A 13,238-nucleotide genomic window follows, 5' to 3' on the forward strand; every position below is an offset into this window, starting at 1 on the left:
AATTGCGTTTAAAAGATAAGGTTTGTATTGTAACAGGTTCAAGTATGGGAATTGGTGAAGCAATTGCCGAACGATTTGCGCAAGAAGGCGCCAAAGTTGTCGTGAATTCAAGAAGTCAAGAGCGAGCTGACAAGACAACTGCAGCACTTAAAGAAAAAGGATACGATGTATATGCAATCGCTGCAGATATGTCCAACAAGCAATCGGTGGTTGCACTGATGGATAAGACTGTTGAAAAGTATGGAAGAATTGATGTAGTTGTAAATAATGCAGGAGTCAATCGGATTGGTCCATCTATTGAATTAAGTGAGGAAGATTGGCGGACTGTAATAGATACCAATCTGACGGGTACCTTCTTCGGCTGTCAAGAAGCGGCTAAGTATATGCAAGGGAATGGTGGATCTATCATTAATATCACTTCCGTTTATGGCCAAGTCTGTGTTCCAATGAGAGCGGCGTATAGTTCAACAAAGTTTGCCATGAATGGGTTAACCAAAGTCCTGGCCGTAGAATGGGCAGAAAAAAATATTCGTGTCAACGGTGTAGCACCTGCCTATATTAAAACGCCTTTGGATGAAACCGATCAGGAAACCGGCGGTTATGGGGATGAAGATGTAATCAGACGAACACCATTAAAACGCTTTGGTACGACAAAAGAAGTGGCAGACGTTGTATTATTTCTAGCATCAGATGAATCAAGTTATGTAACAGGTTCCGTTTACAATGTCGATGGCGGATGGGTTGCGTATGGCGGTTGGTAGAATAGGAGGAATATGATGGGTGTCAAATTATTAGAAGAAAAGGGCTATTTTTTTGAAACATTAGAAGGAACGACCGGATCTGGTGAGGCGAAAATCGCTCGGTTTGTAACTGACGAACTTTCGCCAACTCTTGGCGGCGGAATGGTAAAGATGGAGAAGTGTAGATTTCCCTGGACTGTCCGTTACGATGAAATACTGTACGTAACCGAAGGTGAAATAATAATTGAATCAAATGGAGAAAACATGGTTGGAAAAGAAGGAGATTCATTTTTCATAGAAAAGGGGACACCAATTGTTTATCAGGCTGTATCCCATGGCACCTTTCTATTTTCTTTATACCCAGCCAATTGGAATAAGCTATAGTCAGGCAAGATGAAACATCTGTTTTAAAATAAAATAGATGTTTCATCTACTACAAATGCCCCTTTGTTAAAAACCTCAATGTTAGATGTTAGATAGCAAAAACTGAATAATTTTAAAATAAATATTCTGATTATTGTGAATTATCAAAGCGTAATAGGACCTTCTTTTTAATTAAATGTCTTTTTAACGATGAAGAAAAATTGGAAAAGGGGTGGCATAGTATGGATAAGATTGTTCTAGTTGAACTCATTATTTACTTTGTGGCAATGATAGGAATTGGAGTTTATTTTAGTCGTAAAGAGCTGGGCTATGAAGATTACCATCTGGGGGGGAATAAAATTCCCGGTTGGGCCTTGGCTTTTTCGGAAAGATCCACAGAAGCCTCTGCTTGGTTACTGCTTGGGGCTACTGGTTTTGCTTTTTCCACTGGACTTTCTAGTGTATGGCTATTTATCGGGATGTTAGTTGGAATCATTATTTCTTGGTTATTTTTAGCTAAAAAATTTATGCAGGAGAGAATAAAGTATAATGCAATGACTCTTCCAGACTATTTATCAGCTAGATTTCCAAAACACGCAAATATTATAAGAGGGATAGGGGCAATAATCATCATTCCTTTCTTTACTCTTTATGTAGGGACCCAGTTTGGCGGTACAGGTCAGACTTTGGAACAAACGATGGGAATTAAACCAATAGTTGGCATCCTTATTGTCGCAGTTGTTGTCGTCGTATATTCATGTCTTGGAGGGTTCTTATCGGTTGTATGGACGGATGCCATTCAAGCTATTTTAATGGTTGCCACGCTCGTTGTTTTGCCGATTGTTGCCTTGTTTAAAATTGGATCTTTAGACCTATCCATTAGCGATGCACTCGTTCAAGCTGGAAATGGTGCGTCCTCTTGGACAGGTGGATTAACAGGGTTAGGAATTGGGCTTCTAATTTATACAAACATATCATGGGCTCTCGGTTATTTGGGAGGGCAGCCACATATTAGTGCAAGATTTATGGCGTTAAGAAATGAAAAGGATGCGAAAATCGGTAGAAATGCTGCGATTCTCTGGGGAGTATTAGCATATGGAGGAGCATTTTTAATCGGTATTACAGGGTTGACCTTGTACGGATCAGGTGGAGTTGAAAACGTTGAAATGATCTTACCATTTATGCTGACTGAATTACTTCCTGGATGGTTAGTTGGTATATTACTTGCAGGTATTCTTGCTGCCATCATGTCAACAGCCTCCTCTCAATTATTAGTCGTCTCCACTTCCATAAGCGAGGATATTTTACACAAGGTTATGGGTCTGAAATTAAATGAGAAACAACTAGTATTGATTTCACGTATTTCAGTATCGGTTGTTGGTTTAATTGGTTTGGTCATCGGTCTCTTGTCTAAATCGTTAATATATGTGGTAATTGGCTGGGCATGGGCAGGTGTAGGAAACAGTTTTGCCGCTGCTATTCTTTTAACATTCTTCTGGAAACGTATGTCTGGCGCTGGTGTTATAGCTGCACTGCTCACTGGCTTAATTGGTACCATTATTTGGATTAATACTCCTCTTGAGGAAATTGTTACATCCCGTGGAGCCACATTAGTTCTGGCATTGATAGCAGGCGTAATTGTTAGTTTGGCCATTCCAGAGAAAAAAGAAGTACCAACAACAAAGAGTGGAGGTTTAAATGTCACTTAATCATTAGTTGAGGTGTTCAATATGGCAGAAGAAAGTCCCGATTTATCAAAATACTACACTTCAAGGAGTTACTGGCTTGAAAGTTGTGGTGAGGATTTAAGTCCCAGACCTAAATTGAGAGAGGAATTAACTGTCGATATCGTAATATTAGGTGCAGGTTTCACAGGATTATGGACTGCCTATTATTTATTACTACAAGATCCGACCTTAAATATAGCGATTATTGAGAAGCATATCACCGGTTTTGGTGCTTCTGGCAGAAATGCAGGCTGGTGTTCACCAAAATTTTCATTAACTCCTGAAGTAGCAATGGAACGGTATGGAGAGGTGGCTGCTAGAGAATTACTTTTAACAATGTATGCTTCTGTGAATGAAATTGAACGTGTTATTCAGGAAGAAAAGATGGAAGTTGATTGGAAAAAATCCGGATTTATGAAGGTGTCAAGGGGAGAACATTTACTCTTTCAATTTGAAAAAGAAATAAAAACGTTTCAGAAACTTGGATTAGAGGAGTACTATCAACTTCTAAACAGTGGCGAAACAAAGGATCGAATTCATGCAAATGGGTTTAAAGGCAGTATTCTCACTAAGGTATCAGCCGTTCTTCATCCAGCAAAATTAGCTAGGCAATTGGCTAGAATATTAGAAGATAGAGGAGTAAAAATATACGAACAAACGGAAGTATTAGAATTTAAAGAAGGAGACTTGTCAAATCCTCCGAAATTAGTGACTAGAGTTGGGAATGTAACCGCTAATATAGCAGCCGTTATTGCGGGAGAGGCATATCTTAGTCAAATGGCTCAATTTCGCCGCCATATTATTCCGATGTACTCATCAATGGTAGTAACTGAACCTTTATCAGAGGCTCAATGGGCGTCTATTGGTTGGGAAAATCGGGAGGCTGTTGGGTCCAACACATTATCTCAAGATTATCTTCAACGAACTGCTGATGGCCGAATTTTATTTGGACTAGGTAATGCTGGTCGCTACCGTTATGCTTCAAAAATAAAAGATTCTTTTGACACTCATGATTCCGTCATTGACTGGTTAAAGCAAAGGGTCATTAAATGGTTCCCTACGGTTTCCACCAATCAGTTCACCCATGCTTGGGGAGGACCGATTGGAGTAACAAGTGACTGGACTCCCAACTTTCAATACGATCAGCAAACCCGAGTGGCAAAAATATTTGGATACTTTGGTCAAGGTGTTTCTACCTCTAATTTGGCTGGTCGAATTCTCACTGATCTAATTTATCAGAAACAAACTTCCCTTACTGGTTTGCCAATGGTTCAACATTCTTCAGTAAAATGGGTACCGGAGCCACTCCGGTGGATAGGGGCCAGGTATGTTCAATCAGAAATTGGCCGGCTAGATAAAAGATCGGATTTATATGGGATAGCACCTAAAGGAAATACCTTGGCAGAACGAATGATTCGCCACTAACTAAAAAAATTTATAGGACCATAGTAAGGGCCTGACCCCAGGTGATTTTTATAAATAGGGCAAGGCTCTTTTTTTACGAATTGAAATAAGGAATTCACCTTGACCGGGGTGCCTGACCCCAATGGAGTAAAGCATTACTTCATCGGGGGTCAGGTACTATTTTTCGGTATTATCTGGAACTTAGGAATTGAATGGTATTGATTTAGTTGTTAGAAAAGAACGAAATATATTTTCGGCTTTTTATTTTTAAAATTTTCGAATTATTTCAAAAAAACAAAAAAATAAAAGGAAGTTTTACATATATAGAGAACTATATAGTATGAACGATTCGATTAAGAATCATAGATAAAATTTGATTTAAAAAGGAATCAACTCTTTTTATCAAAAAAACACATTACAAAACAGCGCTTTCAATTCAATCGAACTGAGGGGGAGTATCTAATGACAATTGAACATACAAATGAGGATATTTCCATGACTGAGTACACGAAGCTTGATAGTGTGAACAAATCCGATATTGAAACCATCTTAGTTTCCATTTTTCAATCAAGTTACGATGGTATTTACGTTGCAGACAATGATGGTGTGGGAATTATGGTTAATTCCGCTTACTCAAGAATTACTGGTGTAAATAGCCAAGAGTTACTTGGAAAGAACATGATGACTGTGGTAAATGAAGGGCTAGTTTCAGAATCTGTTACTATAAAGGTTTTAGAGGAAAAAACAGCTCAAACGATTATTCAAACGGTTAGAGGGAAGGAATTATTAGTAACGGGCAATCCTGTATTTGACCATAACGGGAAAATTACCTTTGTTGTAACAAACGTAAGGGATATATCTGATTTAAATTATATGAAAACTGAGCTGCTGCACTCAAAGAGATTGACGGAACAGTATATATATGAAATTGAAGAATTAAAAAAGAGAGAATTAATACATATGCATTTTGATGGAATTATCGGTCAAAGCCAAGAAATTATGAAGGTTTTTCATCTTGCAAGGAAGGTAGCTAAGGTTGATTCTACCGTCCTTATTTTAGGAGAGTCTGGAGTAGGGAAAGAAGTGATTGTTAATTATCTTCACCAAGAAAGTGATCGGGCGAATGCACCTTTGATTAAAGTGAATTGCGGCGCAATACCAAAACACTTGCTGGAATCTGAATTATTTGGCTATGAAAAGGGCGCATTTACAGGGGCTGACAATCAGGGAAAGCCCGGATTGTTTGAACAGGCGGACGGGGGGACGATATTTCTAGATGAAATTGGCGACATGCCAATGGATCTTCAAGTAAAACTATTAAGGGTTCTCCAAGAATTTGAAATCATGCGCGTTGGCGGAAGAAAAAGCTTTAAAATTGATGTAAGGGTCATTTCAGCGACAAATATGAATTTAGAGGAAATGGTAGATAAAAATGATTTTAGAAGGGATCTTTATTACCGGCTGAATATAGTTCCTATAAAGGTCCCTCCCTTAAGAGAAAGGGTAGCAGATATTATTCCACTTGCCTTCTATTTTTTAAATAAAACCAATAAAAAGAATAAGTTAAATAAGCGGTTTCATCATGAAATTATTCATTTTTTCGAAGAATATCGCTGGCCAGGGAATATTAGAGAGTTAGAAAATTTAATTGAAAGATTAGTAGTAACAACAGACAATGAGGAAATAGGGATGCATGATTTACCAGCTGGTATGTTAAAAGGAAAGGCTCGTAAAAAGACAGAAACGGGGAAATTAAAGGAAATTGTTGCGAATGTTGAGCGAAAGCTAATTAAAGAGCAAATGGAAAGATCAAAGACAACACGCCAAGCTGCAAAAGAATTAGGGATTAGCCAATCAGCCCTGGTAAAAAAAATGCAGAAATTAGGTTTTTGATGAAAAAAGGAATCAAAGGTCAACGTTCATTCGTTGGCTTTTTTCATTACACTCAATGGGAAAACGAATAATTATCAATATATTAATGGTGATAAAGGAAGAAATTTCTGTATTTTTGCAACAATATGTCGAATTATTATTTATTTTCACATAATATGAAAAATTGGCACAATTATTGCATGAATATTAATAATAAATAGTACGACAACAAATAAAAGAGGATGAAGGGGAATGAAGGGTATGGATTTACCAACATTTGATTTAAAAGGCAAGGTTGCCCTCGTTACAGGAGGAAGTAAAGGGATTGGATTTAGCATGGCTCAGGCATTAGGGCATTATGGAGCAAGGCTTGTTATTTCCAGCCGAGGGGTTGAAGAAGGGGAAAAGGCTGTTTCACAGTTAAAGGAAGAGGATATCGAAGCAGCCTATATTCCTTGTGATGTGACAAAAAAGGATCAGGTGGAACTGCTAGTAAGAAGAATTGTTGATCAATTCGGCTCGCTGGATATCTTAGTGAACAACGCAGGAATGAATATCCGTAAGCTGTTAGTTGAAGTAGAAGAAAGCGATTGGGATCAAGTTTTAACGGTCAATTTAAAAGGACTTTTTTTAGTGGGACAAGCTTGTGCCAAACAAATGATCAAACAAAATTATGGAAAAATCATTAACATCTCATCGATTTTAGGATCAATTGGAATGCCGTTCCAGACATCATATGCGGCAAGTAAAGGAGGGATTAACCAAGTTACAAAAGTTTGGGCTGAAGAGTTAGCTCCCTATAATATCACCGTTAATGCCATTGGGCCAGGATACATAAAAACACCAATGACCAATGAATGGTTATCTGATCCTGACCGGGCTGAGAAAATAATCAATGCCAGCATGATCAAAAGAATCGGAGAAACCTCGGATCTTGTGGGACCAGTGGTTTTCTTTGCCTCTGATACATCAGCCTATGTTACAGGCCAGATATTAAATGTTGATGGCGGATGGACTGCTCGTTAAAGGAAGGATTGGAGGTTAATAAATGAAGATCATCAATGAAGTCCACTTTAATCGTGAAGTAAAAGTCTTCGAGAATCGGCCTAAAAATCTGCACGCGATGTTGAAAGAGACTGCCCAAAAATATTCATCACATGAGGTCCTTGTGATGAATGGAAATCGCTTAACGTATAAAGAAATGCACGAAAAAGTGGAGCAGATTGCCGGTAATTTACAGAACTCGCTATGTGTAAAAAAGGGAGATCGTGTTGCACTTTTATTAGGAAATAGTATTGAATTTTGTTTACTCGTTTTTGCTTGTGCTAAATTAGGGGCTATTGTGGTTCCATTAAATACTAGACTAAGAGAAGATGAGCTTTCTTTTATGATTCAACAATCTAACAGCAAGATCTTGGTTGTGGATGATGAATTTTTAGAGAAGGTCGAAAGCATGAGAGATCTTGATTTCATCAAAAATGTTCAATACTTTTTCTTAGTGGGGAATAGAACACCAAACCGAAAAGATTATTTGCCTTTTGAAATCTTAGAACAACCATCTTCAGTTGCGGAAGTTCATGTAACGGAAGAGGATCCATTATTTATTATGTATACATCTGGAACAACTGGACTTCCAAAAGGTGCGATCGGCAGTCATTTAGGTGCGATTCACAGTGCAATCAATTATGAATACGTGTTAAAGACAAATGACAAAGCAAGAACCCTAATCGCTGTTCCTCTCTTTCATGTTACAGGCTTAATTGGCCAGCTTTTTCACATGGTTAAAGTGGGGGGGACATCCGTTATTTTGAGGAGGTTTAAGACTGAAGAATACATCCGATTAACAGTGGAACAAAATGTATCCTTTTTGTTTAATGTTCCAACCATCTACAATATGATGATGGCACATTCAGATTTCTCATTATATAGCTATTCAAAAGTAAATTGTATCGCCTACGGCGGTGCTCCGATGTCGTCGGAAACGATTTATAAATTGAAAAAGTATTTTCCGAATTCGTACTTGCATAATGCATATGGAGCCACTGAGACCTCCTCTCCTGCAACCATTATGCCGCAAATCTTTAATGAGTCAAAGGTAGCTTCCGTTGGACTGCCTGTTCCTGTTGGCGAGATTAGAGTTGTAAATGATTTGGATGAGCCATGTAAATCTGGTGAAGTGGGTGAATTATTAATTAAAGGACCCATGATCGTTGAAGGCTATTGGAACTATGAGGTTGCCAATCAAACATCATTCCATAATGAATTTTGGCGCTCCGGCGACTTAGCAAAAATAGATGAAGATGGTTTTGTTTATATTGTCGATCGAAAAAAAGACTTAATTAATCGGGGCGGGGAAAAGATATTTTCAATTGAGGTCGAGAATGTTCTTTACAATCATCCAAAAGTATTTGAAGTGGCTGTCGTAGGAGTTCCAGATCCTCTCTTTGGGGAAATTGTCAAAGCGGTGATTGTCCCAAAGGCTGATGAAACCATTGAGAGCCAAGAAATAAAAGATTTTGTTGCGGATAGATTAGCAAATTTTAAAGTTCCGAAACTAGTAGAATTTGTATCCGAACTGCCTCGTAATGCGGCGGGGAAAATAATAAAAAATGTGCTGAAGAAATCACAGCACTACTAATTTTTTTTACAAAAGAGAGGAAGAGATGCAATGTCTACAATTGTGAAAAAGGCTTGGAGCTATCGATATGCGGTATTAATCATTCTTTGGTTAGTCTATATTATTAATTATTTTGATCGGATGGCGGTCTTAACCTTCCTGCCATTCATACAGAAGGATTTAAACTTAACCCCTGTGGAAGTAGGGCAGCTAGCATCTGTGTTTTTCTTTGCCTATGCTGCCGCACAAATTAGCGCTGGTTTCCTGGCTGATAAATTTGGAGCCAAAAGAGTTATGTATGTAGCCATTACAGTCTTTACATTCGTTACCGCTATAACAGGAATGGTGAAAACCTTCGCACAGTTTTTGGCACTCCGAATTGGATTAGGGCTTGGAGAAGGACACCATTTTGCTCCGGCAATTCGGGCAATAAATAATTGGTTCCCTCATAAAGAAAGAGGAAGGGCGGTTTCGTTTTTCGCAACTTCATGGGCCGTTGCCCCGGCAATCGTACCGGTTATCGTTACTAGTATCTCTGTTTATTTTTTTAGCGGTGATTGGAGACCGGTCTTCTATGTTCTTGCTATACCAGGAATAATTGGAATTTTCTTACTATGGCGTTTTATATCAGATTCTCCAAAAGAAATGATTGCGAAAGGGAAATTGAGTAAGGATCAGGATATTGATGGGGATAATGATTCGTCTGTTAGAACGATTTCGAAAGAAGAGAAAAGAAAAAGCTACGGGGTTTTCCTGAAAGATGTTAATTTTTATGTTTTTACCTTGTGTCTATTTTGTCAATTAGCTGTTTATTGGGGAACAACGACCTGGTTAACTTCCTTTTTGGTTACACAGCATGGGTTAAATCTTAAGGAAATGGGCTTGTTCGCATCTGCACCTTATATCGTTGCATTCTTCGCTATGATGCTTGGGGGATGGCTGATGGATAACGTTCTTCATCGAATGAAGCCTGTTGCTTTGATTGGGTATATATGCAGTATTCCTGTGCTGTGGATGCTTGGTGCAGTAGAAAAAGGGAATACGGGTCTATTACTTACACTACTATTGTTCGTTGGTTTCTTTGTTAACTTAAACTTTGGCTCCATTTATGCTTATCTGCCTAAATTATATCCAAAGGAAGTTGTTGGAAGTGCAACAGGATTAGCGAATGGAATTGGTCAAATGGGTGCATTTGTTTCTCCTCTAGTTGCAGGGTATTTAGTAAAAGTAGGGGCAAATGGAGCACAAGATTTTAGCAGAGTTTTCATCTTCTTTGCCTTAGTTTCGGCAGTAGCGGCAGTTTGTTCCATCATTTTGAAGGAAAAGAAGGTAACGAATGCCAGTATAAAATTGATTAACAATGAGAAATCGATAAGTTAAGTTTTTCTGATCAGATCATATTAAAAAGGTGGGATATAACATGCAGGTTTTGCCATCCATTTTTGAAACGATTAATGAAAAAGACGCCATTCAATTTTTACAATCACTCATTCAAGTGAACAGTGTGAATCAACCCGGAAATGAAAAAAGAGTAGCTGAAGTGATCAAGGCATATTTAACAACATCCAATCTTCACGTTGCATTAGATGATCTTGGTAACAATCGGGCTAATCTATTTGTTACCTATCCAAATGTTGAGACAGATGAAAAATATTTAATTTACAGCGGTCATTTAGATACCGTTCCAACGGGGAAGGTCAAATGGGAACATGATCCTTTTTCCGGGAAGGTAGTAGGTAATAAAGTATATGGGCGAGGAACGACCGACATGAAAAGTGGTGTCGCTGCAATGGTCCTTGCTCTGAAATATTTAGAACGTGCCGGTGTGAAACTAAAGGGGACGGTACAGTTTGTCGGGACCGCAGGTGAAGAGGTCGATGGATACGGTGCAAAAAAAGTCGTGGAAAAGGGGCAAATAGACAAGGCAACCGCATTGGTTGTATCGGAACCTAGTGAAAACCAACTTTTCACTGCACATAAGGGTTGTTTATGGGTAGAAATCACTACCAATGGAAAAACAGCTCATGGTTCAATGCCAGACGAGGGCATAAATGCTATTTTAACAATGAATGAGTTTATAAATACTCTCCAATCCTATCAATTTGATTACACGCCCCACCCATTATTAGGTCATCCAACGATTAATATTGGGACAATTGAAGGCGGTGTAAAAACAAATGTTGTCCCGGATCAATGTAAATTGACTTTAGACATACGAACAATTCCCGGACAGGATAAAGATAGAATTTTAAAAGATATCGAGAATATGATCCAAGAAATCTCATTACGGTCACAATCAAGCTACCAAATAAAGGTCATAAATAGTATGGAATCCGTAGGCACCAATGAATCAGATGATTTTGTGATACTTGCTGTTAGTACTGCTAAGAATCATTTAAACATAGAGCTAATTCCTTCAGGTGTTAATTATTATACGGATGCGTCTGTTTATTGCCCACATTTGAAAATACCGACTATTATATTTGGCCCGGGAAATCCAAAACTTGCACACCAGCCAAATGAATATGTAGAAATTGAAAAATTCATAGAATCTATCCGTTATTTTATGGCCCTCGCGATTGATTATTTGGGTGAAAGCTAGAATTTGTTCGATAGGTAAATAGCTGCAGTGTGTCTAATTGATTAATAAACTTTTAAATTCATTAATAGAATGTAGGATGAGATTACAACTCATAAAACAATGCATCTAAAAAATGAGGAGGAAAATTTTTATGATGACACAAGAAGAATATATTGAAAGTCTTCGCAATCAAAAGAAGGAAGTTTATTTTATGGGAGAAAGAGTTGAAAATGTAGTCGATCATCCGGCGATGAGGCCGCATATTAATGCAGCATCTGTCACCTATAAATTGGGTACAGAAGAGCAATATGAAGAACTTGGCAGTGCTACCTCACATTTGACAGGAAATAAAATAAACCGTTGGACACATATTCCGCAAAACCAAGAAGATCTCGTTAAGAAAGCGATGATGCTTCGGGTTGCGGGACAAATAACAGGAACCTGTTTTCAACGATGTGTTGGAATGGATGGCTTGATTACCCTATATTCAACAACATGGGAGATGGACCGGGATCTTGGTACGAATTATCATGAAAGATTTAAACGATTTTTAATTGATACACAAAATAATGACTTTATGACAGATGGAGCCATGACAGATCCAAAAGGAGACCGTTCGAAAAGACCGTCAGAACAACAAGACCCTGATCAGTATGTCAGGGTGGTAGAAGAAAGAGAAGATGGGATTGTTGTTCGCGGTGCAAAAATGCATCAAACCGGTGCCATCAATTCACATCAAATTTTAGTTATGCCTGGTGCTGCGATGACGCCAAACGATGCAGATTACGCCATTTCGTTCGCTGTTCCAGCCGATGAAGCAGGGATTGTCTATGTTTTTGGACGGCAAGTTAATGACAGCCGTAAATGGGAAGGAAAAATAGATCAAGGAAATGCCAAATATGGAGTGGTCGGCGGAGAAGCGCTGATTATTTTTGAAGATGTATTTGTTCCATGGGAACGTGTATTTATGTATAAGGAAACCAAGTATACTGGAAAACTTGTTGATCGTTTCGCATCCTACCATCGTCAAAACTATGGTGCTTGTAAGGCCGGAAATCTTGATGTTCTGATTGGGGCAACAGCGTCACTTGCAGATATGCATGGAATATCAAAAGCCAGTCATGTGAAGGAGAAACTTTCAGAAATGGCTCACTTAGTTGAAACCATGTATAGTGGAGCCCTCGCCTGTTCATTTAATTGTTCTAAATCTGGATGCGGTACAGCTTTTGTTGATCCCGTGTTGGCAAATACATCTAAACTAAATACTGCTCGTTATTATCCGGAAGTAACAAAGCTTTCCCAAGATTTAGCAGGAGGGTTTGTTGCCACACTGCCTTCTGAAAAAGAGTTAGATAACCCAAGAATTGCACCTTATATTTATAAATACTATCGGACAGGTGAAAATGTAGATCCAATTCAAAGAATAAAAATGGGACGCCTTATTGAAAATATGACAGGCTCAACTCCAATTATCGAGTGCATGCATGGTGCGGGATCGCCGCAGGCACAAAAAGTGGTCATCCAAAGATCAATTAATTGGGGAGAAAAGATTAAATTTGCTTCGGAAATCGTCAAGGACTCAGAGGAACCAAGTGAAGTAAATAGCTAAATAGCTAATCTACAAGTAACGATAAATTCTTTGCTGCCCGAGTAGATGCCCATTTGCAGCTGCTCGGCTTCGTTTTATGGAAGCTTTTTTTACATAGAATGAGACAAATAGGAAACGGGAGGAAATTATCATGTCAAAAGTTCTCGTTATCGTAACATTATGGTAATTGTCGAGAAATCCAAGGATTTTGGGGTCAGTCCCCCGTCGTATTAACGCTTTATTTTGGCGAGGGACTGATCCCATTTTTCGGGTTACCCCTTTTAGTTATTAATTCGTAACTGCGAATGTATTTCTTGCAAATATAAGAATATATTGTGTATGTGTA

The 13,238-nt window shown here is 38.4% G+C and carries 10 protein-coding genes; all 10 read left to right on the forward strand.

What is annotated here, in order from left to right; genetic code table 11:
• Nucleotides 1-2 precede the first annotated feature (2 nt).
• The 10 genes from ACFVSW_RS00635 to ACFVSW_RS00680 all read left to right on the forward strand — a co-directional run bounded on the left by ACFVSW_RS00635 (nt 3) and on the right by ACFVSW_RS00680 (nt 12,913).
• Complete coding sequence (locus ACFVSW_RS00635) at nt 3-761, forward strand: SDR family NAD(P)-dependent oxidoreductase (RefSeq protein ID WP_387311078.1); 759 nt, start codon at nt 3-5, stop codon at nt 759-761.
• Between the two features lie 15 nt (nt 762-776).
• A complete protein-coding gene (locus tag ACFVSW_RS00640; protein WP_387311080.1) occupies nt 777-1,124 on the forward strand; it encodes a cupin domain-containing protein in 348 nt (115 codons plus the stop codon).
• A gap of 221 nt (nt 1,125-1,345) precedes the next feature.
• Nucleotides 1,346-2,812, forward strand: a complete 1,467-nt coding sequence (locus ACFVSW_RS00645) for a sodium/proline symporter (RefSeq protein ID WP_387311082.1) — start codon at nt 1,346-1,348, stop codon at nt 2,810-2,812.
• Between the two features lie 21 nt (nt 2,813-2,833).
• Nucleotides 2,834-4,255: an NAD(P)/FAD-dependent oxidoreductase gene (locus ACFVSW_RS00650; RefSeq protein ID WP_387311084.1), complete on the forward strand. Its 1,422-nt coding sequence runs from the start codon at nt 2,834-2,836 to the stop codon at nt 4,253-4,255.
• A 441-nt stretch (nt 4,256-4,696) separates the two neighbouring features.
• The gene (locus tag ACFVSW_RS00655) at nt 4,697-6,127 is read left to right on the forward strand and encodes a sigma-54 interaction domain-containing protein (RefSeq protein ID WP_387311086.1); all 1,431 of its coding nucleotides are present in this window, start codon (nt 4,697-4,699) and stop codon (nt 6,125-6,127) included.
• 240 nt (nt 6,128-6,367) lie between these two features.
• The gene (locus tag ACFVSW_RS00660) at nt 6,368-7,132 is read left to right on the forward strand and encodes an SDR family NAD(P)-dependent oxidoreductase (protein WP_387311088.1); all 765 of its coding nucleotides are present in this window, start codon (nt 6,368-6,370) and stop codon (nt 7,130-7,132) included.
• 22 nt (nt 7,133-7,154) lie between these two features.
• Nucleotides 7,155-8,744: a class I adenylate-forming enzyme family protein gene (locus ACFVSW_RS00665; RefSeq protein ID WP_387311090.1), complete on the forward strand. Its 1,590-nt coding sequence runs from the start codon at nt 7,155-7,157 to the stop codon at nt 8,742-8,744.
• 30 nt (nt 8,745-8,774) lie between these two features.
• On the forward strand, nt 8,775-10,103 hold the full coding sequence (locus ACFVSW_RS00670) for an MFS transporter (protein ID WP_387311092.1): 1,329 nt from the start codon (nt 8,775-8,777) through the stop codon (nt 10,101-10,103).
• 40 nt (nt 10,104-10,143) lie between these two features.
• Nucleotides 10,144-11,325, forward strand: a complete 1,182-nt coding sequence (locus tag ACFVSW_RS00675) for a M20 family metallopeptidase (protein ID WP_387311094.1) — start codon at nt 10,144-10,146, stop codon at nt 11,323-11,325.
• Nucleotides 11,326-11,455: 130 nt separating this feature from the next.
• The gene (locus ACFVSW_RS00680; protein ID WP_387311096.1) at nt 11,456-12,913 is read left to right on the forward strand and encodes a 4-hydroxyphenylacetate 3-hydroxylase family protein; all 1,458 of its coding nucleotides are present in this window, start codon (nt 11,456-11,458) and stop codon (nt 12,911-12,913) included.
• Nucleotides 12,914-13,238 lie beyond the last annotated feature (325 nt).

Source organism: Neobacillus sp. NPDC058068, from assembly GCF_042885335.1.
GTDB lineage: Bacteria > Bacillota > Bacilli > Bacillales > Cytobacillaceae > Neobacillus.